The organism is Hymenobacter frigidus, from assembly GCF_014640435.1.
Lineage (GTDB): Bacteria > Bacteroidota > Bacteroidia > Cytophagales > Hymenobacteraceae > Hymenobacter > Hymenobacter frigidus.
In genome coordinates this window covers 1-24,416 of record NZ_BMGY01000028.1, presented here as the reverse complement: position 1 = coordinate 24,416, position 24,416 = coordinate 1, and the positions used below count along the sequence as shown (strand labels likewise).

Sequence of the window (24,416 nt, the reverse complement as noted above, 5' to 3'; positions counted from 1 at the left end):
TATCATGCTGAGCGCAGTCGGAGCATCTTTACCGCAGAAGTAATTCATGCGATTGATTCACTACCCCAAGCGAGATACTTCGGCTGCGCGGACGCCAGATGAGCATGGCGTTCTAACTAGCAATATGATGGCTTATTTCAGCAGCTCATAAATGCCGGCCACACCCTGACCACCGCCCACGCAGGCCGTGACCATGCCGTACTTCTTGCCGCGCTCGCGCAGCTCGTCGAATAGCTGGATGCTGAGCTTAGCGCCGGAGCAGCCCAGCGGGTGGCCCAGGGCAATAGCACCGCCGTTCACGTTTAGTTTCTCGGGGTCGATGCCCAGTTCGCGCACCACGGCCAACGATTGCGAGGCGAAGGCTTCGTTCAGCTCGAACAGGTCGATGTCTTCGAGTTTCAAGCCGGCTTGCTTGAGGACTTTCGGCACGGCTTTAATGGGGCCCATGCCCATGATGCGCGGGTCCACGCCCTCGGTGGCGTAGTTCACCATGCGGGCGATGGGCTCCAGGTTCAGCTCCTTCACCATGCGCTCCGACATCACAAGGACGAAAGCCGCGCCGTCGGAGGTTTGGGACGAGTTGCCGGCCGTGACGGTACCGTTGGCGGCAAACACGGGGCGCAGCTTGCCTAGGGCCTCCACCGAAGTATCGGCGCGCGGGCCTTCGTCGGTATCCACCACGTAGGTGCGGTTTTTCTTCTTGCCGGTGGCCGCATCCACGTAGGTTTCTTCTACCGTGATGGGCACAATGCTCCTGGCAAATTTGCCGGCGGCGATGGCTTTGATGGCCTTCTGGTGCGAGTTGTAAGAGAATTCGTCCTGGTCCTGGCGGGTGATTTTGTAGTCGTTGGCCACGGCTTCGGCGGTGAGGCCCATGCCCATGTAGTAGTCCGGGTGCTTCATGGCCAGGCTGTAGTTGGGCACGGTTTTCCAGCCCACGGTGGGCACCATGCTCATGCTCTCGGTGCCGCCCGCAATAATGCAGTCAGCCATGCCGGCCGTGATTTTGCCCACGGCCATGGCTATGGTTTCCACACCGGAGCCGCAGTAGCGGTTCACGATGAGGCCCGGGACGTTGATGGGCAGCGCCAGTAGCGAAATCAGGCGGCCCATTTGCAGGCCCTGTTCAGCCTCGGGCACGGCGTTGCCGACAATAACGTCGTCGATGCGCGTGGGGTCGAGGGCGGGCACTTCGGCCACAAGGTGCTTGATAACGGCAGCGGCGAGGTCGTCGGGCCGGGTGAAGCGGAGACCGCCCCGGGGGGCTTTGCCCACGGCCGTGCGGTAGCCGGCTACGATGTATGCGGTGTTGGTGCTAGACATGATTGTAGGTTTTTTCACACAGAGTCAGATAGAGTTAAAAGAGGAGTTTCACGGAGAAGACCCCCCTCTTGACTCTGCCTGATTCTGTGCGAATAATTAATTGCGCAAAGGCTTACCAGTCGTCAAAATGCTCTGAATCCGCTCCAGTGTCTTGCGTTCGCCGCACAGGCTCAGAAACGCCTCGCGCTCCAAATCCAGCAGGTACTGCTCGCTCACTTCGGTGGGCGACGACAGGTCGCCACCGCACATCACATAAGCCAGCTTGTCGGCAATGAGTTGGTCGTGGGTCGAGATGTAGTTACCCTGCTGCATGGCGTATACACCGGTCTTGAACATGGCCAGTGCGCCTTTGCCGTGCACTTTCACGTTGGTTTTCTGCATGGGTTGGGTGTAGCCGGCATCGGCCATATCGATAGCTGCAGACTTAGCGGCGGCAATCACACGGTTCGAGTTCAGCACCACTTCGTCGCCCCGACGCAGGAAGCCCAGGTCGAAAGCTTCAGCGGCGGAGGTCGAAACCTTAGCCGTGCTGATGGTCATGTAGGTGTTGCGCAGCAGGTTGAATTCGGGCTCGCCGTCTTCGTACTTGGCGGCAGTGCGCAGGGTCATTTCCTTGGTGCCGCCGCCGCCGGGAATCAGGCCCACGCCGAATTCCACGAGGCCGATGTAGGATTCAGCGGCTGCTACCACGCGGTCGCAGTGCAGGTTCAGCTCGCAGCCGCCGCCCAGCGTGAGGCCGTGTGGGGTGCCCACCACCGGGATGCTGCTGTAGCGCATCCGCATCATGGCCTGCTGAAACTGCTGAATCATCATGTTCAACTCGTCGAAATCCTGGTCGAGCGCCTGCATGTACACAAGACCGAGGTTGGCACCGGCCGAGAAGTTCGGCGCGTCGTTGCCCACCACGAGGCCGCGGTAGCCGGCTTCGGCCATTTCTACGCCCTTCAAGAGGCCCTGGATGACGTCGGTGCCCAGCGAGTTCATCTTCGAGTGGAACTCCACGTTCAGGATGCCGTCGCCGAGGTCGATAACCGAAGCGCCTGAGTTTTTCCACAGCACTTTGCCGCTGGCGCGCAGATTGTCGAGAATGATGAAATTCTCCACCCCCGGCACCTTCTGGTAGCTTTTCGAGGCGATATCGTAGAACTCGCGCACGCCGGCTTCGGTCACGCGGTAGAAGGTTTGGTGGCCGGCAGCCAGCATTTCTTCCACCCAAGGGGCCGAAGTGCGGCCAGCGGCCTTGGCCAGGTCGAGGCCAGCCTGCACGCCTAGCGCGTCCCAGGTTTCAAACGGACCCATTTCCCAACCGAAACCGGCCCGCAGCGCATCATCCAGCTTGAACAGTTCGTCCGAAATTTCGGGAATACGGTTACTCACGTAGGCGAACAGGCTACCGAAGCTTAGACGGTAAAACTCGCCGGCCTTGTCCTTGCCCGCCACCAGCACCTTGAAGCGGTCGGCCAGCTTCTCGATGGTTTTGGTCAGCTCCAGCGTGGCAAATTTTACCTTCTGGCTCGGCTTGTACTCCATCGTGGAGAGGTCCAGCGCGTGGATTTCCGACTTGCCGCCTTCGCCCTTCACCTTTTTGTAGAAGCCCTGGCCGGTTTTGTCGCCCAGCCATTTGCTCTCGCCCATTTTCTTCACGAAATCGGGCAGTACGAATACGTCCTTGGCCTCATCGTTCGGCAGGCTCTGGGCCAGGCCATTGGCCACGTTAATGGTCGTGTCTAGGCCCACTACATCGGACGTGCGCAGCGTGGCCGACTTCGCGTGGCCAATCACCGGGCCGGTCAGCTTGTCGGTTTCTTCCACGGTCAGACCCAGCTTCTGCATGGTCTGCATGGCGTCGAGCAAAGCAAACACGCCCACGCGGTTGGCGATAAAGCCGGGGGTATCCTTGGCCAAAACCACCGTTTTGCCCAGGTACAAATCGCCGTAGTGCTGCAGGAAAGCCAGCACGTCGGGGTTGGTATCCGGCGTCGGAATTATTTCCAACAGCTTCAAGTAGCGCGGCGGGTTGAAAAAGTGCGTGCCGGCAAAATGCTGCTTGAAATCCTCGGAGCGGCCATCGGCGAGCAAGTGAATCGGGATGCCTGACGTGTTGCTGGTAATCAGGGTGCCCTTTTTGCGGAACTGCTCTACCCGCTCATAAAGGCTCTTTTTAATGTCAAGACGCTCGATTACCACTTCAATCGTCCAGTCGCAGCCGGCAATTTCCTTGAGGTTGTCGTCGAAGTTGCCGGTCTTGATGCGGCTGGCGTCGGCCTTGCGGTAGAGCGGCGAGGGGTTGGCAACGATTGCGGCTTGCAGCGCGGCATTCACAATGCGGTTGCGTACGGCCGGGGCCTCCAGTTTCAAGCCTTTCTTCTCTTCGTCGGGCAGCAGCTCTTTGGGAGCGATGTCGAGCAGCAGTACCTGCACGCCGATGTTGGCGAAGTGGCAGGCAATGCGCGAGCCCATAACGCCGGAGCCGAGCACGGCAACTTTCTTGATGGTTCGATTCATCCTCTTTGTGGGGTGATGAGGTGGGTGGTAATTTATTGGGAGAATGTCATGCTCATCTGGCGTTCGCGCAGTCGAAGCATCTCGTTCGCATCGTTAAACGATTGGTTTACTGCCACACGCGGGATACTTCGACTACGCGGACACCAGATGAGCATGACGTTCTACTTTTATTTATGATTCTTAAGAAGCCGCCGACTCTTGCCGCAGCGGCTTGAGCACGAATTCTTCGAAAAGCGTTTTTACTTCAATCATGCCCGTAATCTGGGCCGCTACTTTGAAGAAGACATCGAGCTGGCTCTGCGGTATTTTCTCCCGGATTTTCAGGTTGAAGTGCCGAACCGTTTGGCGCGAAACCTCTTTTTTCTCCAGCCCCAGCGGGGTCAGGAAAATGCGAACTGAGCGTTTGTCCACCGAATCGGCCTGCTTATAAATCAGTCCCTTTTCCTCCATGCTGCGCAGGATGCGGGTAAGGCTACGGGTTTCCAGGCCCAGCAAAGGGGCGATTTTGGTGGCCGGCGTGCCGCGCTCCTGGTCGATGTTCAACAGGACGAAGCCGATGCTGGTGGTGATATCGTTTTGCGCGGCCTGCGTGTTGTACATCCGCGAAATCGCATGCCAGGCCACTTTTATATTATAATCGACGGTTTCTTCGGGTTTCATGGGCGGGCTGTAAGTGCGGTAAACTTACGAAAAATTTGTTAGGCTTGCATACTATATTAAGTTAAAAAAAAAGAGACTGGGGCTTCCAGTCTCTTTCTTGTGTGTAAACGCTGAGGGTAAATTTAAGGCACTACAATAGTTGCCGTTGGGGAAGCGGTTGTATTCAGGGCCGGGTACACAAAACGGCCCGTGGAGGGGTCGGGATACGAAAACAACAAGGAGGTAGAGCCATAAGCGGCTAAGTTCACCGTGGTGCCGGACGCAAAACCGGCATTCGTAAAGGTAATCCGGTTCACAGTTGTACTAAATGTTAAAGTATTCATTCCGCTTGTAGTAGGGAATACGTTACCCGTAAACAAGAGTATTCCGTTGGTTGGACCTGCCGGCGAAGTAGCGCTGGCATACAACGCATACCGAAATGCACTGGGAGGCGTTGGACTCGATATGGTGAAAGTAAGCATGACCGTTCCGGCCCCGGTATTGGGAACAGCTGAAAAACCCGTCACGGTTTGAGTCGAAACCTGGGTAATTGTGAGAGTTCCCAAGTAGGTGGGCTGGTCGCCGCCTACATGCCCTAGGCCAAACCGACGGAAGGTGGCCAAGCCGGCCCGAGAATAGGTCAGGTTATACGTTCCATTACGCACATTCGCGAGGGTATACTTGCCATCGACATCGGTGGTAGCCGTAATAGCGGGGTTGGCACCGTCGATGCTGACAGTTACTCCGCTCTTAGACAGCAAGGTCCCGTTTTCATTTATTGGGTTAACATAACCGATAAGGTTACCCGTCAGGTTCTGGCCCGATGTACCCGTTGGACCTTGAGTGCCCGTAGCACCTGCAGCACCGGCCGGACCGGGGTCGCCGTCTTTGCCTTTACAGCCAGTGAGTAGGACAGCTGCACCGAATACGATGCAGGCAAATTTGGAGATGTGACGCATGTGTAAAAAATGAAAAAATGGATGACTCGATAACAAAGCTAGAGCATTACAATCAACGCTCAATGTAGAAAAGCGCATTTTTCTTGCCAATACGCCAGCTTATCTTCTCCTTATTTATACATTCCTTCGATTACGTCCTGGTTATTGGCAGTAATAATCTTACGCTTCACTTTCATAGTTGGCGTCATTTCGCCGCTTTCCACGGTCCAAAGTTCGGGTAGCAGTACAATGCGCTTCACCTGCTCCCACTGCGCAAAGCTTTTGTTGTACTTCTTCACCAGCCCGTCGTACAGCTCCACTATCTTCTCGTTTTTAATAAGTTCTTCGTTGGAAGCATCCGGCACGCCGTTGCGCTTACACCAGCCCTTGAGGTCGGGGAAGGACGGAATGACGAGGGCGGAGGCAAATTTCTGGTCGGCCCCCACCACCATGGCCTGCTCGATGAGCGGGTCCTCCTTCAGCTTGCCTTCGATGACCTGCGGGGCAATGTATTTGCCACCCGACGTCTTGAACATCTCCTTCTTACGGTCGGTGATTTTCAAAAACTTGCCGTTCACCAGCTCACCGATGTCGCCGGTGTGGAACCAGCCTTCCTCGTCGAATTCCTTCGCCGTAAGCTCGGGCTGATTATAGTAGCCTTTCATTACGGAGGCCGACTTGGTCAGAATCTCGCCATCGGCGGCAATTTTGACCTGCATGTTATCGATGAGCGGCCCCACGGTACCAATCATATTGTTCTCCGGTTCGTAGCCACCCACGGCAATTACCGGCGAGGTCTCCGTCAGGCCGTAGCCTTCCATCACGCGGATGCCGGCCGCCCAGAACACGCGGGCCAAACGCGGTTGCAATGCACCGCCACCACTCACGATGCAGCGCAGGTTGCCGCCCAGCGCCTCGCGCCACTTGTTAAAAATCAGCTTATTGGCCAGCGCCAACTGGGTATTGTAAAGGAAGCCCTGGTCCTTTTGGGTATCGTACTTCAGGCCCAAATCCAAGGCCCAGAAGAACAGACCTTTCTTCACGCCATCCAGCCCGTGGCCTTTCGCCACAATTTTATCGTACACCTTTTCCAGCAGGCGCGGCACAGTGGTGAAAATCTCAGGCTTCACCTCGCGCAGGTTGTCGGCGATGACGTCCATATTTTCGGCGTAGTAGATGCTCACTCCATTTATCATGTAGAGGTAAGTCACCATGCGTTCGAAAATGTGGCAGAGCGGCAGGAAGCTCAGGGCCTTGTCGTCTTTCGTCACGGGCACAAAGCGCTGCGAGTTGCGGCAGTTGCTCAGGATGTTATCGTGCGTCAGCATCACGCCCTTGGGCTGGCCGGTGGTGCCGCTGGTGTAGATGAGCGTGAGCAAATCGTCGGGTTGCACGGCAGCTTTCAGGGGTTCCAGGTCGGCTAAGTTGCCTTTCTTGCCCAATTCCAACAGCTCACTGAAATGACGGGCCCCTTCAATTTTATCGAAGGTGAAGACGTTTTCGGCGGGGATATCGAGGTCCGCAGTGGCCTCCTTCACTTTGTCGAACAGCTTTTGGTCGGCCACGAATACGGCGCGCACGCCGGCGTCGGCGAAGATGTACCGATAGTCCTCGACGGTGATGCTCGGGTACATCGGCACGCTGGTAGCCCCGATTTGCGAAATACCGAAGTCGGCCAGCATCCACTCGGGCCGGTTCATGCTGATGATGGCTACTTTATCGCCGTGCTTAAGGCCCAGTGACACCAGCCCGAGGCTGACGAGGTTGGCCTGGTCCTGCACCTGCTGGGTGCTGACGGGCACCCACTGGCCGTCAATTTTAGAGGCCAGAGCGTCTGATTTCGGGAAGTTGGCTAGTTGGTGAGCTAGGATATCAAAGGCGCGGCGAACGTCCATGGGTGGGGCTGGATAAGGCGTAGTGAATGAAATTCAGCTTAAATAAAGAGCTTTTTTTTTGGCTATGCTACCCAGAGGCAAGACCGGCCCCAACACCACGGCCCCGCACCAAAACCAAATCAGTAACGCAAACCGCCAAAAAGCCCGAAAACCCGGTCTTTTCCTGCGTAATTTTGGCTCCTTGCATTTCCGTTCCCAATGAATCTGGCCCTGTTTTTTGACCCGCTGCCGGAAACGCTGACCGAGGCCGTGCCCGCGCCCACCACGCTGGCCGCCTACGCCTCCCGCTTCACCGAGAACTTCCCCGACTGGCGCACCGCCGACGTGGCCCTTATCGGGCTGGACGAGTGGCGGGGCAGCGCCGCCGGTGCGCCCGCGCCCGACCGGCATGGGGCCAATGAAGTGCGTCAGCGCTTCTACCAGCTCCAAAAGGGCACCGGTAACGTGCGCCTGGTAGACCTTGGCAACCTGCGCCCCGGCCTCACCCTGGAAGACACCTACCAGCGCCTGCGCGAAATAATTGGCGCACTGCTGGAAGAAAACACCGTGCCTGTGCTGATGGGCGGCAGCCATGACCTCGACTATGGCCAGTTTCTGGCCTACGAGAGCCAGGACCGCGCCATCAACTTTACCATGGTGGATGCCCGACCCGACATGGCCGAGCCCGGCCCCGGCACCCCGCCCGAAGACAGCCACCTGCGCCGCCTGCTGGTGCACGAGCCCAACTTTGTATTCAGCCTGGCCCACCTGGCCCACCAGCAGTACCTCACGCCGCCCGAGGTGATGGTGGCGCTCGAAAAACTGCACTTCGAGACGATGAGCGTGGGTGAAGTGCGGGCCGACCGCCGCCAGGCCGAACCCTTGGTTCGCCAAGCCGACTTCATGAGCGTGGACATTGCGGCCCTGCGCTGGCAGGATGCCCCCGGCTACTACCCCGCCAACCCTTTTGGCCTGGGCAATGAAGAAGCGACTCAGCTTTGCTGGTACGCGGGTCACAACGAGCAATTGAGCTCCTTCGGACTCTACGGGTACCGCGCCAACTACGACCCGCACGGACTGGCCGCCGCCACACTGGCCACCATGCTCTGGTATTTTATAGAAGGATTTTATCACCGCAAGCCTGAAACGGGCTTTGGCACGTTCCGCTTCCTCACCTACACCGTGGTGCTGCCCGGCAACCCCGACAAGCTGGTCTTCTACAAGTCGCGCCGCGCCGACAAGTGGTGGATGGAAGTAGAGCGCCTCGGCGACAACGCCGTGAAGCGGGTAGTGCCCTGCACCTACGAAGACTATTTGAACGCCTCGCAGGGCGACCTGCCGCAGCGCTGGATTCGACTGCAGGCGTTGTTGAGCTAGCAGATTATGTCAACAGCACGTCATGCTGAGCGTAGCCGAAGCATTTCTACTGAACAACTAATTTCATCGATTCAACGAAGCGGAAGAGATGCTTCGACAAGCCCAGCATGACCGTTTCGGAAAACCAAATCGAGCCCAAAGCCTACACTAAGAACCAGCTTGCCCTGCGCAACGGCCAGGACCGCGACGAAATCTGGGTAGCTTACCGCGGCCGGATTTACGATGTGAGCCGCTCGCGGCTGTGGCGGCGCGGCAACCATTACGAACACTGGGCCGGCCAGGACCTGACCGCCGAGTTGGACAAGGATGCCCCCCACACGGCCAATGTTTTCGATAACTTCCCCATCATTGGCCGATTAGCGTAGAACTGGCTTTTTCGTCCCTGCAACGACAACCCATAATCTAGAGCAAGCCCCGGCTTGTTCTCCTGCTATGATGACTACCGAAGCACCTTCCGAATTCAACAACCTCGAAACCCTGTCGACGGCTGACCTACTGGCGGGCATGAACCAGCTCGACCACACGGTGCCCCAAACCGTGGCCCGTGCCCTGCCCCAGATTGAGCGGCTGGTGGAGGCTGCCGTGGCGCGGCTGGGCGCAGGCGGGCGGCTGTTCTACATCGGAGCGGGCACCAGCGGGCGGCTGGGTGTGGTCGATGCTTCGGAATGCCCCCCCACATTTGGGGTGCCGGCCGAGATGGTAGTAGGCATCATGGCCGGGGGCGACGGGGCCATTCGGGTAGCGGTGGAGGGTGCCGAGGACGATGCCGAACAGGCCTGGCGCGATTTACAAACGCACAACATCGGGGCCGGCGATGTGCTGGTGGGCATTGCCGCTTCGGGCCGTACGCCCTACGTTATTGGCGGGCTAAATGCAGCGCGGGCCGCCGGCCTGGCCACGGGCTGCGTGGTGTGCAACGCCGGCTCGGCGGTGGCAGCGGCGGCCGAGTTTCCGGTGGAAGTGGTGACCGGGCCGGAATTCATCACCGGCAGCACTCGGCTCAAAGCCGGTAGCGCGCAGAAAATGGTGCTCAATATGCTCACCACCGCCACTTTCATTCGCCTGGGTTACGTGCGGGGCAACAAAATGGTGGACATGAAGCTCTCCAACATCAAGCTAGTGGAGCGCGGCGAACGAATGCTGATGGATGAGCTCGGCATTGATGAGGCAGAAGCGGCGCAGCTACTGCAACAGTACGGCAGCGTGCGGGCAGCCCTTGTGGCCCGGCTGTAGCAGATGCTTCGGCTTGTGTCTCACAGGCTTATTTTTTCTCTCGAACGATTCGGGATTTCTGGCGTTTCTAAGAAGGCACCAGCTACTGCAAGTGCCAATACCGTCCTATGCACACCATCGAGCCCCACTACAATTGGATTGAGCAATACTCGGCCTCCGAGGACCCACGCTCACCGCTCTTCGAAGCCGAAAATAGCCTCGATACCTACACCAATACCATTTATGGCTATTATATCCACCCGCAATGGGACAGTCTGGGGTCGGAAACGCTGTTTTGCAAAATCCTGTTTGCGGACTACGAAACCGGCTTGGCCGTGCTCGAATTCATCGGCGAGTGGAACGACGCCATCGAAAACGACATCATGGCGCTTAAGCGCAACATCGTGGATGTACTGGTGCACGAGGGCATCCGCAAGTTTATCCTCATCGGCGAAAACGTGTTCAATTTCCACGGCTCCGACGATGATTATTACGAGGAATGGTTTGAGGACGCGGAAGATGGCTGGATTGCGGGCGTGAACTTCCAGGAGCACGTGCAGCGCGAAATGCGCCAGTACAACGTGGATAACTACGTCAACTTCGGCGGCGAGCTCGACGACCTACCTTGGCGCACCTACGAGCCGCGACGCCTTTTCGAAATAGTGGATGGCCTGCTCAACCGCCGCCTTGGCCTACCGGAAACCACGCTCTAGCACAAGCATAAAAAAGCCTCTCCGTTGCCGGAGAGGCTTTTTTAATTGCAAAGCGGCAAGAATTACTTCTTAACTTCTTCAGCGGGCGTCTCGGTGGCAGGAGCCATTTTGTCGGCCGCATTCTCCATGGCATCCGACTTAGCGTCAGCCGAGTCACGAACGGCATCAGCCTGGTTCTCCATGGCATCAGCTTTAACTTCACCAGCGTTTTCTACGTTGTCGGCAGCCTGCTCAACAGCCTCTTCTTTCTTGCTTTCGCAAGCGGTGAACGAGAACGAAACAGCAGCCAGGGCGAGGAACAATACTTTTTTCATCTTGGGTTGGGTTAAAATGGGTTGAATTTCAGTTGCTTATTGAAGGTATGCCGATGGCAAATCTTCAAATTCGGGGTTTTATACCCGCGCAACTCAGAGGTAACCCATCGGTTATGAAGTTTATGAAGTTTTCGTGAAAATAATTTTTTACGAAAACTTCATGAATTGCATGGTCCCTAGCCGGTTACTTCTTGCGGTACACGATGCCGATGGGCACACCGGTGAAGTCGAAATGCTCGCGCATCCGGTTCTCGAGGTAGCGCGTGTAGTTGGTTTGCACGTACTGCGGCAGGTTGGCAAAGAAGGCGAACACCGGGTTGTGCGTGGGCAGCTGCGTCACGTACTTAATGCGAATCATCTTGCCCTTGAGCGCGGGCGGGCCGTACTTCTCAATCTCCTTCAGCATCACGTCGTTCAGCTGCGAAGTCGGGATTTTGCGGCGCTTGTTGTGGTACACTTCAATGGCCGTTTCGATGGCCTTGTGCACCCGCTGCTTGTTCAGCACCGAGATAAAAATGACGGGGATGTACGCGATGGGCGCAATTTTTTCCAGAATCTTCGCCTCGAAATCTTTGGACGTATTGGTTTCCTTGTTCTCCACCAGGTCCCACTTATTCACCAGAATTACGATGCCCTTGCGGTTTTTGTCGGCCAGGGTGATGATGTTCACGTCCTGGGCCTCAATGCCGCGGCTGGCGTCGAGCATCACGATGCAGACGTCGCACTCTTCCAGGGCGCGCAGGCTACGCATGTTGGCGTAGAACTCCACGTCCTCGCTCACCTTGGCTTTGCGGCGCAAACCGGCCGTATCAACCAGGATAAACTCGTTGCCGAAGGCATTGTACCGAGACGAAATCGAGTCACGGGTAGTGCCGGCGATGTCGGTCACGATGCTGCGGTCTTCACCAAGCAGCAGGTTCACGAGGCTGGACTTGCCCACGTTGGGGCGGCCCACTACGGCAATGCGCGGGATTTCCAACTCCGGCTCTTCCACGCCGGGGTCATCGAAGCTGCTCACCACGGCATCCAGCAATTCGCCGGTGCCGTGGCCGTTGGCGCTGCTCACGGCGTAGATTTCGCCGTCGCCCAGGCCTAGCGAGTAGAACTCGCCCACGCCATTGGCGCGCAGGTTGGTATCGGCCTTGTTGGCTACCAGATAAATCGGCTTTTTGCCGATGTAGCGGCGCAGCACGTGCGCAAATTCCTCGTCGAGGCCGTGCACGCCGGCTTCGGCGTCTACCATGAACAGGACGACGTCGGCCTCTTCAATGGCCAACTTTACCTGCTTGTTGATTTCACCTTCGAAAATATCTTCCGAATTGTGCACGTAACCACCCGTATCGATAACGGTGAAGTTCTTACCAATCCAGTCGCCGTAGCCGTAGTGGCGGTCGCGGGTTACGCCGCTCTCGTTGTCCATGATGGCCTTGCGCTGGCCCACGAGGCGGTTGAATAGCGTGGATTTGCCCACATTGGGCCGCCCCACGATGGCGATGGTGTTTTGCGTTGACATGTTATGGTGGCCCCAGCCGCCGACCCGACCTAGATTCGGCAGTGCCCGGGGTTATTTTAGTTGTAGATGGTCGGTTTGTTACTCCTTGATGGTCAGAACGTCATGCCGAGCGCAGCCGAGGCATCTCGCTCGCATCGTTCAACGATATCGTTGCTGCGGCACGCGAGATGCCTCGGCCGCGCTCGGCATGACGTTCTTCTATTGGTAGCCGAACCGGCTCAACGCTTTGGGGTCAGTGCGCCAGTTCTCGTTCACTTTCACATACATTTCCAGAAATACTTTCTTCTGGAAAAACTTCTCCATTTCCTCGCGTGCCCAGGTGCCTACTTTCTTCAGTGCCTCGCCGCCCTGGCCGATAACGATGCCTTTCTGCGAATTGCGCTCGACGTAGATAATACCCCGAATCCGGATGATATCCTCTTCTTCCTTAAACTCTTCGATAACAACTTCGCAGCTGTAGGGAATCTCCTTCTTGTAGAGCTTGAAGATTTTTTCGCGCACCATTTCCGCGGCGAAGAAACGCTCCGGCTTGTCGGTTAGTTCGTCTTTGGGGTAATACGGCGGGTGAACGGGCAGGCGCTCCATCACCAGCTGCAGTACGCCGTCGGTACCGAAATGATTGAGGGCGGAGATGGGCAGCACTTCGGCGGCGTTGGGTAGCTGCTCCTTCCAGTAGGCCAGCTTGGCTGCCACTTCTTCCTGGTTGGCCTGGTCGATTTTGTTGACCAGCAGGATGATGGGCGTGTCCACCATCTTGCGCAGGCGCTCGACAACGGGTTCCTCGTCGTGCTTCTCGTAGATGTCGGTCACGAACAGCACCACGTCGGCATCTTCCAGCGAGGAATACACGAACGACATCATGGCGTTGTGCAGCTCGTACTTGGGCTGGATGATGCCGGGGGTGTCGGAATAAATCAACTGGAAATCCTCGCCGTTGAGGATGCCCAAGATGCGGTGACGCGTGGTTTGGGCCTTGCTGGTGACGATGCTCAGCCGCTCGCCCACCAGCGCATTCATGAGCGTGGACTTGCCCACATTAGGCTTGCCAATGATGCTCACAAAGCCGGCGCGGTGGGGTTTGGTTTCGGGGTTCACGAGGGATGGGTTTGATAATCAGGGCCGCAAAGGTACGGCTTACGGGCCGCAAAAGCTACCAGAGCGAAAAAGTACGCTGCTAGATGGCATGGGTAATGTTCGGTTTGGAGCCGGGGAAAGCGGTAAAAATCACCTGGTAACGCTCGCGGCAATGGTGGGGTCTCAAACCATGACAGGGCATGGCTGTTTGCTTAGCCAATGCGTAGTTCGGCCTGTGGCAGTTTTTGTGGCAGTCCGCTAGTTATCCCTGAACTTTGTTCCAATGAATCCTTCCATTACCTCCGGCCGCCGCATCGGCGTGCTGCTCGTCAATCTGGGCACCCCCGACTCGCCCAACACGCCCGACGTGCGGCGCTACCTCAACGAATTCCTCACCGATGGCCGCGTGGTGGACATGCCGGCGGCTATCCGCTACCCGTTATTCCAAGGGCTAGTCGTGCCGCTGCGGGCTCCAAAATCAGCCAAGATTTACCAGCAATTGTGGACGGAGCGCGGCTCGCCGCTGCTCTACCACGGCCTCGATTTGCAGAAGAAAGTGCAGGAAGTACTGGGTCCCGAATACGTGGTGGCCTTCGGAATGCGCTACCAGAAGCCCAGCGTCGAGAAGGCGCTGGATGAGCTGCGCGAAGCCGCAGTGGAGCGCATCATCGTGCTGCCGCTATTCCCGCAGTACGCCTCGGCCAGCACGGGCTCGGTGCAGGAGAAGGTGATGGACATTGTAAAGGACTGGTGGATAGTGCCGAGCATCAACTTCATCAGCCAGTTTGGCTCCGAGCCGGGCTTCATTGCCACCATTGCCGCCCGGGGCCGGGCCGAAATGGAAAAGCAGCACTACGACCACGTCGTGTTCAGCTACCACGGCATTCCGGAGCGCCATGTAAAAAAAGGCGACCCCACCAATTACTGCCGCTTCGGCAGCTGCTGCGACACGCTCACCGACCAGAACCAGTACTGCTACCGCGCCCAGTGCTTCGCCACTTCACGCCTGATAGCTGCTGAGCTCGACCTCGCGCCGGAGCAATACACCGTGAGCTTCCAGAGCCGCCTGCAGAGCCGCCTGCGCGACCCCTGGCTGCAGCCTTACACCGACGAAGTGCTGAAGGAAATGCCCGCCAAAGGCATCAAGCATGTACTGGCCTTCAGCCCCGCGTTTGTGGCCGACTGCCTGGAAACGACCATCGAAGTGGGCGAGGAATTCAAGGAATTATTCGAGGAATCGGGCGGCGAGCACTGGCAATTGGTGCCGTCACTAAACTCAGAGCCACAGTGGGTGGAGACGGTGGCGACGATGGTTCGGCGCAGCTAGGAAATCTATTTCGCTCCCTTGCCGAGTATAACGTGCAGCCCCAGCTGCCCCACCAGGGGGTTCACGGTGCCAATGGCTGCCGAGCTATTCAAAAAACGCTGCACGCCGAAGCTGCTGGAAAAGGCCAGCCACCGCAACACCCGCCAGCTATACTGAAAGGTAGGCTGCATAAAAGTGCCTTGGTGGCCCGCGTAGCTGGTGGCCAGGATTGGGCCGCCTAGGACTTCGGCGCGTAGCTCAGTGAGCTCATGGTAGTAGGCGCGCCCCATCCGCAGGCCAAAGCCCCAGGTTTGGTTGGTGGTTTGAAGCAGAGCCGTGGGCTGCACGTAGGCGTAGGTGTAGCGCACCTCGTATTCCGTGCCGGGGGTACCAACGCACTCAAAACAGGCGCTGCTGCCTGAGGTACCGCTGCCGTAAGCAACTCCTGCGTGCCCGCCCAAGCGCCAGTAGCCGTTGGGCGGAGCGTAGTAGTAGCCCGCGCCCAGGTCGGCGGAGCGAAAGCCTTTGCCGTCGCCCGAGCGGCGGTTCCGGTAGTTGAGCAGAGCCGCGTGTAGTATCAGTTTATCGGAAGCCTGGTAACCGGCCTGCAGCTCGCTGCCATTGAAGCCCGTGGAAACGCGAATTTCGGCTTGCCCACGGTCCCGGATAGTTGGCAGATACGCTGTGTGGGGCACCAATGTCGGAGCGCACCCCGTCAATAGCGTTGCCGTAAGTCCCGCCGCTAAATATTTTCCTGCCATAATCATCGGAGCCTTACTAGGCCCGAAAGGTTGCTTATCCGCCTTGTTATTCAACATTTATCCTTACCGGTGGCCACGGTAAAAAGTAGTGGCATCATGCACCGGCGTACCGTAGAAGTCGCCATCGGGCACCGGCATTAGGCCCAGCGCCCGCATCATGGCCGTTTCGTAAGTGCGGGTCACCTGGATTTCGACATAAGGCGGGTAATGCAGCACGGATTCGGCGTTCAGCGCGGGCACGAACACGTTGTCGCCGTCGGCATCGAGCGAGGCTACCCCGATGGGCAGCAGAATATGGTTTTCGTATTCCTTGATTTGAAAGCGGGTGTCCAACTCAATATCCAGGTAGCGCACTTTTAGGATTTCCGGGTCCACAATCAGCTCGAACACGGTGCCCAACGCCTGACCGTCGTTGCCGCGTACGGTCCAGCCACGCACATCGGGATTGTCATCGGCCACTTCAAAGTCGGTCAGGTCGCACAGGCGGCGTAATATTGGGGCTTCCATATAATTAACGGGTAAATACCTGACAACTAACGATTGGGTTCGCTGAGCACCCGCACCGCGGCGGCGGCCTGGGTCAGGAATTGTTGATTTTGCTGCTGGTCGGCGGCCGTGGCACTGCGGCCCGATAGCTGACCCGCCAGGCTCACCAGGTCGTTGGCGACACCTTCCATCTCGGGGTAGGCTTTCTGCTGCATGGCCCGGATGAGGCCCGCCGCCGCCACAAAACCAGGGCGCAGGCTGGCGTTGGGTTCGCCGAGACGGCTGGTGGCGCTGGTCAGGTTATCGCGCTGCTCCGTGATGGTGGGGTCGCGCAGGTCGTCGCGGTCGGTGAGGGCTACCAACTGGCCCGCAAGCTTTTGCAACCCGTTCAGCGCATAATCGGGGGCAGCGGGATTGGTGGCGGCCTGGCTGGTTAGCGACGCCGCTGCATCGGACGAGGATTCCAAAGGTGCTGCTGCCGCGGCTGAATCATTGGCCGTTGTGGCGGCTTCCAATGTCCGCTGGGCAGTGGTATCAGCGCCCAGCGCTGCGCCGGTAGTCCCGGGACCGGCTGGCGGAGTGGGCTCATCAGCGGGGCCGGTTTTCAAAAAAAAGTAGGCGGCTCCGGCCAGCAGCACCGCTGCTAATACGACCAGCAGCCAGGGGCTAGGAGCCGATTTTTTGCGTTGAATGTTGATGTCTGCCATAAATGGGATGCGGGTGATGCTCCGAATTACAAAGCACACCGAAAAATAGTCGATTCGCCCGCAAGGACGGCACAACTCGCCAATGCAGCGCTCCATATGCTCCGCCGGGTTGCCCCAATGAATACACCGTACTTGCAGCTGAGCCGCTACTCCTCCGTTGGCTTGTTCGCTTCATACCGTCGTCGCTCCCACCCGACCCTTACCTACTGGACTTGCAGGCCAGAGGCCTGCTCCCACCCGAAATTGCCGCGGTACTTGGCCGGAGCAGTACTGATGGTTGCGGCCGGAGCCCTGCTGCGGACATTGCGGCCAGCACGCTTCGGCCTCACTTCCCTGCCCGATGACGAGCCCCGCCACTTTAACCTCAAAACCTGATTCAGGCCCAGACGGCCCACGCACCGAGCGCGCCCGCTACGGGCAGCTTCGAGTTTGGGGGCGGGCAGTTGGGTGGCGGCGGGGCCACGGGGCAGTTCTAATCAGACGGCCACCGGGCTGTACAGCTTGGCCAAAGTAGCCACGGCGTAGTCGACCTCGGCGGCGGTGTTCATCTTACTCATCGAGAAGCGCACCGTCGCCCGGCCGGGGTCGCAGCCCAGCGCTTCCAATACGTGCGAGCCCGTCTGGGCCCCACTGGTACAGGCCGAGCCGCCGGAAGCCGCTATTTTGCTAATATCCAGGTTAAACAACAGCATTTCGCTGATGGCCGATGGCGGCAAACTCACGCTCAGCACGGTGTAGAGGCTTTCGCTGGCCCGCTCCGACAAGCCGTTGAACTGCACGTCGTGAATTTCGGCCTTCAGCTTGGCAATGAACCGGTCCTTCAGGCCTTGCACGTGGGTGTGGTGGGCTTCAACATCCCGCACAGCAATTTCCAGTGCCTTGGCCAGGCCCACGATGCCGTACACGTTTTCGGTGCCCGAACGCACGTTGCGCTCCTGCGAGCCGCCGAGGATGAGCGGGCTCACCTGCATTCCGCTGCGGGTGTAGAGAAAGCCCACACCCTTCGGCCCGTGAAACTTGTGCGCCGCACCCACCAGGAAATGGACTTTCAACTGTTGCACGTCGTGCCGGTAGTGCCCCATCGTCTGCACGGTATCGGTGTGAAACACGGCATCGTACCGGGCGCAGATTTCGCCGATGGCCCCGAGGTCGTTCAGGTTTCCGATTTCGTTGTTGGCCTGCATCAGGCTCACGAAGGTGCGGGGCTGAGTGGCCAGCAGTTCTTCGAGGTGGCCCAAATCAAACTTCCCCTGTGCGTCGTGCTTCAGGTAATGCAACTCGATTTCGCCGCTTTTAGCCATCATCTGCAACGGGTGCAGCACGGCGTGATGCTCCAGGCGCGAGGTAATGGCATGTTTCAGTCCCAGGGTACGCACGCTGCCGAACGCGGCGTAATTGTCGGCCTCGGTACCACCGCTGGTGAAGGAAATTTCGGCCGGCGAGGCGTTGAGCAGGTGCGCGACCGTCTTGCGCGCGTTTTCGATGGCGGCCCGCACCTGCCGGCCCGGCCCGTGCAGACTGCTCGGGTTGCCGTAGTGCTGGCTCAGAAACGGCAGCATGGCCTCCAGCACCTCGGGGTCGAGGGGCGTGGTGGCCGCGTTATCAAAGTAAACGAAGGCAGGGGCGGTTGGGGTCATCTGAAGAGGTAAAAGCAAGCCGCCGGACGTGGGTGCGCCCGGCAGCAGGAATTGTTGGTGTTGTTGTTCTACAAACCTCGCGATTTGGACCGAAACCAGCCCAGTGCACTACTACTACAAACCATTGACAGGCACTGATTAGGTCTTCTGCGCGATGATTTCCTTGATATCACCAATAATTTTCTGCGCCAGATAATTGGCTGTCGCGTTCGAGTCCGACTCAGCGTAGATGCGGATAATCGGCTCGGTGTTGGACTTGCGCAGATGCACCCATTCCTTATCGAACTCGATTTTGACGCCATCAATCGTGTTTACTGGCTGCTTGGCGTAGCGCTGCTCCATTTTGGTCAGCACGTCGTCGGTATTGATGTCCGGCGTCAGCTCAATCTTATTCTTGGAGATAAAATAGCCCGGGTACGAGTTGCGCAGACGGCTAACCGTAAGACCCGACTTAGCTAAGTGCGTCAGGAAAAGGGCAATACCCACCAAGGCATCGCGGCCGTAGTGCAGCTCGGGGTAGATGATGCCACCGTTGCCTTCGCCCCCAATCACGGCGTTGGTTTCCTTCATTTTGGTCACCACGTTCACCTCGCCCACGGCGGCGGCGGCGTACTGGCCACCGGCTTTTTCGGTCACATCGCGCAGGGCGCGGGTGCTACTCAGATTGCTCACGGTGTTGCCGCCGCCGAGCGCTTTCAGCACGTAGTCGGCCACGGCCACCAGCGTGTATTCTTCGCCAAACATCTCGCCGTTTTCGCTCACCAAGGCGAGGCGGTCCACATCGGGGTCCACCACAATACCAAGGTCAAAACCGCCTTTTTCCAGCACCTTGGCGATGTCGCGCAGGTGCTCAGGTAGTGGCTCGGGATTGTGAGCGAAGTCGCCGGTGGGCTCGCAATGCAGTTTCTCGATAGTCGTCACGCCCAACGCTTCCAGCAGCTGCGGCACGGCAAAGCCCCCCGAGGAGTTCACGGCATCTACCACCACCCGGAAATTGCGAGCCCGGATGGCTTCCACATCCACCAGTGGCAATGCCAAAATGGCTTTGATGTGCTTTTTGAGGAAGGTATTGTCCGTAGTGTACTCCCCGAGCTTGGTTACCGGCGCGAAATCGAAGTCTTCATTTTCGGCCAATGCCAATACGTGCTGCCCATCAACTTCAGAAATAAATTCTCCGGCGGCGTTCAGCAATTTCAGCGCGTTCCACTGCTTGGGATTGTGCGACGCGGTGAGGATGATGCCACCGGCCGCTTTTTTGGCCGGCACGGCCATTTCTACCGTGGGAGTGGTGCTCAGGCCCAAGTCGCACACGTCGAGGCCAAGTCCTTGCAGCGTAGCGGCCACCAGCCGGCTCACCATTTCGCCCGAAATGCGGGCATCACGCCCAATCACAATAAGTTTGCTGTCGGTGGCCTGGGTTTTCACCCACGTGCCGTAGGCGGCGGCGTACTTCACCACATCAAGCGGCGTAAGGCCTTGGCCGACCGGGCCGCCAATGGTGCCGCGAATGCCGGAGATAGATTTTATTAAAGTCACGAAGTAGTTTTTTTGAAAGACCAAAATTAAGCATTGGCGAGCAGTTGGCGCCGCGGGTATTTATCTTTGGAACAATGCAAAACCCCAATCTCCTAAATAACCCCCTGCTTATCAGCGCCCGTCGGCCCGCGCAGCTCGAAGCCTTTGGCCGCCTGCTCGATGTGCTGGACCGCCTCCGCACCGAGTGCCCCTGGGATAAAAAGCAAACGCTGCAGACCCTGCGTCACCTCACCATCGAGGAAACTTACGAAATCAGCGATGCGATTTTGCGCGACGACCTCCCCGACTTGAAAAAAGAATTGGGCGACGTGATGCTGCACCTACTTTTTTACGCCCGTATCGCGGCCGAGAAAGGGGCCTTTGATATCGCCGACGTCCTCAATGCCCAGTGCGAAAAGCTCATTTACCGCCACCCGCACATCTACGGCGACGTGCAGGCCGACGACGAAGACACCGTAAAACGCAATTGGGAGCAGCTCAAGCTCAAAGAAAGAGGCACCGCCACGGGCGTGCTCAGTGGCGTACCCACCTCCTTGCCAGCGTTGGTGAAAGCCATGCGCATCCAGGAGAAAGCCCGCGGGGCGGGCTTCGACTGGGAGCAGCCCGAGCAGGTGTGGGACAAGGTGCAGGAAGAATTAAACGAATTTGGTGACGAGTACAGCCACGGCCAAGCCGACAAAATGAACGCCGAAAAAGCCGCCGATGAGTTCGGTGATTTACTTTTTTCCTTAGTCAATTTTGCCCGCTTTGCCGGCATCAACCCCGAGGAAGCATTGGAGCGCACTAACCGCAAGTTTATCAGCCGCTTTCAGTACCTAGAAACCGCCGCCGCCGCCAACAATGAGCGCCTGGCAGACCTCACCCTAGCCCAGATGGATGTGTATTGGGAACAGGCCAAGCGCCAGCCCCCCCAACCCGAGGTCCGCAATTAGCATTGGTAGCTTTCAATTGTCCTTTTACCACCTGCGGCAGGGCTTTAGACAAGTTTTCTTTGGTCAGCCCGCACTTATTGGCTAGGTTTGCCTAGCCAAGAGGAATCGATAGGCAGTTTAGACTTCGATAAGTGCTATTTACAGTCCTTATACAGCGGGATTTTTGACTGCTTTGCGAAGCATTTTGTGCCCCCAACCAACTTTTTGCTTTTTCTTTACCCAACAAATTCAACTACTTCACTCAACAACCCCCAAACACTCCGGAATAATGGAACAGAAAAATGCCATGAATACGAGCCCCCGGCCCGCCGCTCCGGCCGCCAAAGCCGAAGCCCAAAGCAGCGGTGGTGCCTCGCTGTTCTCCGTCCTGGTTATCATCCTGGCTTTTATCGTCAGTGTTATCGTTTATAAATTTGTCTTAGGTGACGGCAGCCACTTCCAGGGCGGCGACAACAAAAACAACCCCCTGCCCGGTGATTACCTCGGGATTGTATACAAAGGCGGTGTTATCGTACCCGTGCTGATGACCATGCTGCTTTGCGTGATTACGTTCTCCATCGAACGGATGCTCACCATCGGCAAGGCCAAGGGCACCAAGAGCATTGAGTCTTTCGTACGTACCGTCCGTCAGAAACTGAATGCCAATGACATCAACGGTGCCCTCGTTGCCTGCGACCAGCAGAAAGGCTCGGTAGCCAACGTGGTGAAAGCCGGCTTGATGAAATACAACGAAATGTCGCGTGAAACCAGCATGGCCACCGACCAGAAGGTTCTCGCTATCCAAAAAGAAATCGAAGAAAGCACCGCGCTCGAGCTGCCGATGCTGGAGAAGAACCTGGTTATCATCTCGACGCTAGCTTCCATCGCCACGCTGACGGGTCTGCTCGGCACCGTATTCGGTATGATTAACGCCTTCGCCGCTCTGGCACAGGCTGGTAGCCCCGATGCAGTAGCCCTGGCAAACGGTATTTCGGAGGCCTTGATTAACACGGCCCTGGGTATTGGTACTTCGGCCTTGGCCATCGTAGCCTACAACTACTTCACCAGCAAAATTGACGAGCTGACGTACAGCATCGACGAGGCTGGCTTCAGCATCATCCAGACCTTCGCCGGTCAGCACGGCAACAGCGCAAACCAGCCGGTTCGGACGGTTTAATTCCGGCTTTTACTGATGCACTAAAATGTGGGGCGATTCGTTCACGAGAACAGAACGAATTGCCCCCTTTTAATCCCACCTCGCAATGCCTAAAGTAAAACCGCACCGTACCTCGCCGTCGCTCGACATGACGCCGATGGTGGACCTGGCCTTCTTGCTGGTGACGTTCTTCATGCTCACCACCAAGTTTGCCCCCGAAGAGACGGTGGTAGTAGACACGCCATCGTCGGTCTCGGAGTTGAAACTGCCTGAGAGCAATGTTATCACCCTCACCATCGACAAGAAGAAAAACAGAGTGTTTTTCGGGGTCGATGACACCAAAACCAAGATTCAAGCCTTGCAGAATGTGGCGGCCAAGTACGGGGTCAGCTTCACTGCAGCGCAGGCCAAGGAATTCGGCAACCTGCCCAACTTCGGCTTGCCCATCAACCAGTTGGGGTCCTACCTCAATGTGGATAAGGAGGCCCGCAAGGAGTTGAATGCGCAGCAGCCCGGCATTCCCATGGACTCGCTCAACAATCAGCTCATTGATTGGGTGCTGGAGGCCCGTAAGGCCAACCAAGCCATTTTCAAGAAGCCTACCTATATCGCTATCAAAGGCGACGGCAATGCCGACGTACCAACGGTGCAGGCCGTCATCAAGCTTCTGCAGGAACGCGACATCAACCGCTTCAACCTCATCACGGACCTGGAGAATAAGCCCGTAGCCGCTGCCAAATAAGTTCGGGCAACCCGTGCGAGCCATTTATTTCCTAGTCCATTCACTTTAGTAAATCCCATGGCAGAAATTCAAGGAAAAGCCGATTCCGGTGGGAAAGGCGGGAAAAAGCGGGCCAAAAAAATGTCGACCAAAATCGACATGACACCGATGGTGGACTTGGCCTTTCTGTTGCTCACCTTCTTTATGCTGACCACCACCTTTGCCAAGCCCAACGTGATGCAACTCACGATGCCGGTGAAGAAGACCGACGACGTAGAGGACACCAAAATCAAGAATTCGCAGGCCATGACCATCCTGCTGGGCAAAGACAACAAAGCGTACTACTACTACGGTATGAATACGCCCAACGACCCAACGGTGCAGAAACCGGAGCTGAAGGTTACAAATTTTTCGGCCAACGGCATCCGGCAAATCATCATGACACGCCAACGCCAACAGCCGGAGCCTATCATTCTCATCAAAGCAACTGAAGACGCCAAGTATAAAAACATGGTGGACATTCTGGACGAGATGAACATCACGAACCAGAAAAAGTACGCGCTGGTGAAGGTTCCTCAAGTAGACCTGGACCTTATTAAAGAATCCGCCTTATGATGGATAACTCGCAAATCGCCAAGGCCAGCCTAAACGACATCGTTTTTGAAGGCCGCAACAAGGCATATGGAGCCTACGTGCTACGCCGCTTGTACCAGCGGCACGTCACGCGGGCACTGATTATTGCCACGGCGGTGTTCTTGCTGTTGATTGCTTTCCCGCTCATTTCGCAGTACCTGAAAGACAGGCTGCCGAAAGAAGCGCCGAAGAATCTCAAGGTGAACGAGCTCATGGACGCTCCTCCCTTGGACGACACCAAGCCCCCGCCCCCCCCGCCGCCCCCCGAGGCCCCGCCACCCCCGCCCCCCAAGCTAACCACCATCAAATTCACTCCTCCGGTGGTGAAAAAGGATGAGGAAGTAAAGAAGGAAGAGGTGCCGGACCAGGAAGAGTTGAAAGACAAAACCGTGGCTACCGTAACCGTAAAAGGTAACACGGATGCCCCCGACCTTTCGGAGCTTTCCGGTACTGGTGACAAAGTGGTTGAAGAAGTTGTAGAAAACAAAGTCTACACCTACGTAGAGCAGATGCCGCAGCTGCCCGGTGGTGGTGGCAATGGTGCTATCGTAGCAGCCATTCAGAGGGCGACCAAGTATCCTTCGCTGGCACTCCGCAATCAAGTAGAAGGCCGCATCTTCGTTAGCTTCACGGTGAACCCGCAGGGCGACGTTTCGGATGTGAAAGTGGTGAAGGGTCTGGGTTCCGGCCTGGACGAGGAGACGATTCGGGCCGTGAAAACGCTACCCAAGTTTATCCCCGGTAAGCAGAACGGTCGTGCGGTAAGCGTATCGTTTACTGTTCCGATTACCTTCAAGATTCAATAAATAGTGACGCTGGCTTTGGCCAGTATCAGCAGAAACCCCGGATTGGGCCTCACGGTCTGGTCCGGGGTTTTTCATTAGTGCTTTTTTTCTCACAGCACACTCATGTACTAACTGCGTCGGCTCTGCGTTACCATCAGCGCCGAGCAGAGTTGCAAGAGTAAATATCAGTTTACGTACTACGGATGACGACATTACGGCGGAATACTACTTCCTATGTTCAGACACGACCTCTTAATTTAGGTCAATGAAGGAAAGGAGTGGAGTAAGATTCTAA

Annotated in this window: 23 protein-coding genes; 10 read left to right on the top strand and 13 right to left on the bottom strand. The window is 57.2% G+C overall.

What is annotated here, in order from left to right; translation table 11 throughout:
- Positions 1-132 precede the first annotated feature (132 nt).
- From IEW17_RS14170 to IEW17_RS14150, 5 genes are all read right to left on the bottom strand, one after another.
- On the bottom strand, positions 133-1,323 hold the full coding sequence (locus IEW17_RS14170; RefSeq protein WP_188562707.1) for an acetyl-CoA C-acyltransferase: 1,191 nt from the start codon (positions 1,321-1,323) through the stop codon (positions 133-135).
- A gap of 96 nt (positions 1,324-1,419) precedes the next feature.
- Positions 1,420-3,828 (bottom strand): 3-hydroxyacyl-CoA dehydrogenase/enoyl-CoA hydratase family protein, encoded by a 2,409-nt coding sequence (locus IEW17_RS14165; protein ID WP_188562706.1) that lies wholly within the window; start codon positions 3,826-3,828, stop codon positions 1,420-1,422.
- A 180-nt stretch (positions 3,829-4,008) separates the two neighbouring features.
- Entirely contained in the window at positions 4,009-4,488 is a 480-nt protein-coding gene (locus IEW17_RS14160) for a MarR family winged helix-turn-helix transcriptional regulator (protein WP_188562705.1), read from the bottom strand.
- Positions 4,489-4,610: 122 nt separating this feature from the next.
- On the bottom strand, positions 4,611-5,426 hold the full coding sequence (locus tag IEW17_RS14155; protein WP_188562704.1) for a carboxypeptidase-like regulatory domain-containing protein: 816 nt from the start codon (positions 5,424-5,426) through the stop codon (positions 4,611-4,613).
- Positions 5,427-5,536: 110 nt separating this feature from the next.
- Entirely contained in the window at positions 5,537-7,300 is a 1,764-nt protein-coding gene (locus IEW17_RS14150; RefSeq protein ID WP_188562703.1) for an AMP-dependent synthetase/ligase, read from the bottom strand.
- A gap of 198 nt (positions 7,301-7,498) precedes the next feature.
- On the opposite strand from IEW17_RS14150, the gene IEW17_RS14145 reads away from it, so the two are divergent.
- The 4 genes from IEW17_RS14145 to IEW17_RS14130 all read left to right on the top strand — a co-directional run bounded on the left by IEW17_RS14145 (position 7,499) and on the right by IEW17_RS14130 (position 10,581).
- Positions 7,499-8,656, top strand: coding sequence for a formimidoylglutamase (locus IEW17_RS14145; protein ID WP_188562702.1), 1,158 nt, complete (start codon positions 7,499-7,501; stop codon positions 8,654-8,656).
- Between the two features lie 107 nt (positions 8,657-8,763).
- The gene (locus IEW17_RS14140) at positions 8,764-9,021 is read left to right on the top strand and encodes a cytochrome b5 domain-containing protein (RefSeq protein ID WP_188562701.1); all 258 of its coding nucleotides are present in this window, start codon (positions 8,764-8,766) and stop codon (positions 9,019-9,021) included.
- A gap of 70 nt (positions 9,022-9,091) precedes the next feature.
- Positions 9,092-9,889, top strand: coding sequence for an N-acetylmuramic acid 6-phosphate etherase (gene murQ, locus IEW17_RS14135; protein ID WP_188562740.1), 798 nt, complete (start codon positions 9,092-9,094; stop codon positions 9,887-9,889).
- A gap of 107 nt (positions 9,890-9,996) precedes the next feature.
- On the top strand, positions 9,997-10,581 hold the full coding sequence (locus tag IEW17_RS14130; protein ID WP_188562700.1) for a hypothetical protein: 585 nt from the start codon (positions 9,997-9,999) through the stop codon (positions 10,579-10,581).
- A 62-nt stretch (positions 10,582-10,643) separates the two neighbouring features.
- On the opposite strand, the gene IEW17_RS14125 is transcribed toward IEW17_RS14130, so the two are convergent.
- The 3 genes from IEW17_RS14125 to era all read right to left on the bottom strand — a co-directional run bounded on the left by IEW17_RS14125 (position 10,644) and on the right by era (position 13,503).
- A complete protein-coding gene (locus IEW17_RS14125) occupies positions 10,644-10,895 on the bottom strand; it encodes a hypothetical protein (RefSeq protein WP_188562699.1) in 252 nt (83 codons plus the stop codon).
- A 184-nt stretch (positions 10,896-11,079) separates the two neighbouring features.
- The gene (gene der / locus IEW17_RS14120; RefSeq protein WP_188562698.1) at positions 11,080-12,408 is read right to left on the bottom strand and encodes a ribosome biogenesis GTPase Der; all 1,329 of its coding nucleotides are present in this window, start codon (positions 12,406-12,408) and stop codon (positions 11,080-11,082) included.
- A 198-nt stretch (positions 12,409-12,606) separates the two neighbouring features.
- Positions 12,607-13,503 (bottom strand): GTPase Era, encoded by an 897-nt coding sequence (gene era / locus IEW17_RS14115; RefSeq protein ID WP_188562697.1) that lies wholly within the window; start codon positions 13,501-13,503, stop codon positions 12,607-12,609.
- Positions 13,504-13,765: 262 nt separating this feature from the next.
- Here era and hemH point away from each other — a divergent pair, with 262 nt between their 5' ends.
- The gene (hemH, locus tag IEW17_RS14110; RefSeq protein WP_188562696.1) at positions 13,766-14,809 is read left to right on the top strand and encodes a ferrochelatase; all 1,044 of its coding nucleotides are present in this window, start codon (positions 13,766-13,768) and stop codon (positions 14,807-14,809) included.
- A gap of 5 nt (positions 14,810-14,814) precedes the next feature.
- On the opposite strand, the gene IEW17_RS14105 is transcribed toward hemH, so the two are convergent.
- From IEW17_RS14105 to glmM, 5 genes are all read right to left on the bottom strand, one after another.
- Complete coding sequence (locus IEW17_RS14105; RefSeq protein ID WP_188562695.1) at positions 14,815-15,483, bottom strand: hypothetical protein; 669 nt, start codon at positions 15,481-15,483, stop codon at positions 14,815-14,817.
- Between the two features lie 129 nt (positions 15,484-15,612).
- A complete protein-coding gene (locus tag IEW17_RS14100) occupies positions 15,613-16,056 on the bottom strand; it encodes a PRC-barrel domain-containing protein (protein ID WP_188562694.1) in 444 nt (147 codons plus the stop codon).
- A 26-nt stretch (positions 16,057-16,082) separates the two neighbouring features.
- Positions 16,083-16,742: a hypothetical protein gene (locus tag IEW17_RS14095; RefSeq protein WP_188562693.1), complete on the bottom strand. Its 660-nt coding sequence runs from the start codon at positions 16,740-16,742 to the stop codon at positions 16,083-16,085.
- 476 nt (positions 16,743-17,218) lie between these two features.
- Positions 17,219-18,379 carry a cysteine desulfurase family protein gene (locus tag IEW17_RS14090; protein ID WP_188562692.1) on the bottom strand — a complete coding sequence of 387 codons (1,161 nt, stop codon included), beginning with the start codon at positions 18,377-18,379 and terminating at the stop codon, positions 17,219-17,221.
- Positions 18,380-18,517: 138 nt separating this feature from the next.
- Positions 18,518-19,915 (bottom strand): phosphoglucosamine mutase, encoded by a 1,398-nt coding sequence (gene glmM, locus IEW17_RS14085; RefSeq protein WP_188562691.1) that lies wholly within the window; start codon positions 19,913-19,915, stop codon positions 18,518-18,520.
- A gap of 74 nt (positions 19,916-19,989) precedes the next feature.
- On the opposite strand from glmM, the gene mazG reads away from it, so the two are divergent.
- From mazG to IEW17_RS14060, 5 genes are all read left to right on the top strand, one after another.
- Positions 19,990-20,847, top strand: coding sequence for a nucleoside triphosphate pyrophosphohydrolase (gene mazG, locus IEW17_RS14080; RefSeq protein WP_188562690.1), 858 nt, complete (start codon positions 19,990-19,992; stop codon positions 20,845-20,847).
- Positions 20,848-21,115: 268 nt separating this feature from the next.
- Positions 21,116-22,003 (top strand): MotA/TolQ/ExbB proton channel family protein, encoded by an 888-nt coding sequence (locus tag IEW17_RS14075; RefSeq protein ID WP_229749008.1) that lies wholly within the window; start codon positions 21,116-21,118, stop codon positions 22,001-22,003.
- A gap of 85 nt (positions 22,004-22,088) precedes the next feature.
- Positions 22,089-22,724, top strand: a complete 636-nt coding sequence (locus IEW17_RS14070; RefSeq protein ID WP_188562689.1) for an ExbD/TolR family protein — start codon at positions 22,089-22,091, stop codon at positions 22,722-22,724.
- Positions 22,725-22,781: 57 nt separating this feature from the next.
- The gene (locus IEW17_RS14065) at positions 22,782-23,318 is read left to right on the top strand and encodes an ExbD/TolR family protein (RefSeq protein WP_188562688.1); all 537 of its coding nucleotides are present in this window, start codon (positions 22,782-22,784) and stop codon (positions 23,316-23,318) included.
- Positions 23,315-24,142 (top strand): energy transducer TonB, encoded by an 828-nt coding sequence (locus tag IEW17_RS14060; protein ID WP_229749007.1) that lies wholly within the window; start codon positions 23,315-23,317, stop codon positions 24,140-24,142. The genes IEW17_RS14065 and IEW17_RS14060 overlap by 4 nt, the downstream gene beginning before the upstream one ends.
- Positions 24,143-24,416 lie beyond the last annotated feature (274 nt).

Coding starts and splice junctions, on each gene's coding strand:
- IEW17_RS14170 (WP_188562707.1), bottom strand. CDS start 1,323: ATGTCTAGCACCAACACCGCATACATCGTAGCCGGCTACCGCACGGCC.
- IEW17_RS14165 (WP_188562706.1), bottom strand. CDS start 3,828: ATGAATCGAACCATCAAGAAAGTTGCCGTGCTCGGCTCCGGCGTTATG.
- IEW17_RS14160 (WP_188562705.1), bottom strand. CDS start 4,488: ATGAAACCCGAAGAAACCGTCGATTATAATATAAAAGTGGCCTGGCAT.
- IEW17_RS14155 (WP_188562704.1), bottom strand. CDS start 5,426: ATGCGTCACATCTCCAAATTTGCCTGCATCGTATTCGGTGCAGCTGTC.
- IEW17_RS14150 (WP_188562703.1), bottom strand. CDS start 7,300: ATGGACGTTCGCCGCGCCTTTGATATCCTAGCTCACCAACTAGCCAAC.
- IEW17_RS14145 (WP_188562702.1), top strand. CDS start 7,499: ATGAATCTGGCCCTGTTTTTTGACCCGCTGCCGGAAACGCTGACCGAG.
- IEW17_RS14140 (WP_188562701.1), top strand. CDS start 8,764: ATGACCGTTTCGGAAAACCAAATCGAGCCCAAAGCCTACACTAAGAAC.
- murQ (WP_188562740.1), top strand. CDS start 9,092: ATGACTACCGAAGCACCTTCCGAATTCAACAACCTCGAAACCCTGTCG.
- IEW17_RS14130 (WP_188562700.1), top strand. CDS start 9,997: ATGCACACCATCGAGCCCCACTACAATTGGATTGAGCAATACTCGGCC.
- IEW17_RS14125 (WP_188562699.1), bottom strand. CDS start 10,895: ATGAAAAAAGTATTGTTCCTCGCCCTGGCTGCTGTTTCGTTCTCGTTC.
- der (WP_188562698.1), bottom strand. CDS start 12,408: ATGTCAACGCAAAACACCATCGCCATCGTGGGGCGGCCCAATGTGGGC.
- hemH (WP_188562696.1), top strand. CDS start 13,766: ATGAATCCTTCCATTACCTCCGGCCGCCGCATCGGCGTGCTGCTCGTC.
- IEW17_RS14100 (WP_188562694.1), bottom strand. CDS start 16,056: ATGGAAGCCCCAATATTACGCCGCCTGTGCGACCTGACCGACTTTGAA.
- IEW17_RS14095 (WP_188562693.1), bottom strand. CDS start 16,742: ATGGCAGACATCAACATTCAACGCAAAAAATCGGCTCCTAGCCCCTGG.
- IEW17_RS14090 (WP_188562692.1), bottom strand. CDS start 18,379: ATGACCCCAACCGCCCCTGCCTTCGTTTACTTTGATAACGCGGCCACC.
- mazG (WP_188562690.1), top strand. CDS start 19,990: ATGCAAAACCCCAATCTCCTAAATAACCCCCTGCTTATCAGCGCCCGT.
- IEW17_RS14075 (WP_229749008.1), top strand. CDS start 21,116: ATGGAACAGAAAAATGCCATGAATACGAGCCCCCGGCCCGCCGCTCCG.
- IEW17_RS14070 (WP_188562689.1), top strand. CDS start 22,089: ATGCCTAAAGTAAAACCGCACCGTACCTCGCCGTCGCTCGACATGACG.
- IEW17_RS14065 (WP_188562688.1), top strand. CDS start 22,782: ATGGCAGAAATTCAAGGAAAAGCCGATTCCGGTGGGAAAGGCGGGAAA.
- IEW17_RS14060 (WP_229749007.1), top strand. CDS start 23,315: ATGATGGATAACTCGCAAATCGCCAAGGCCAGCCTAAACGACATCGTT.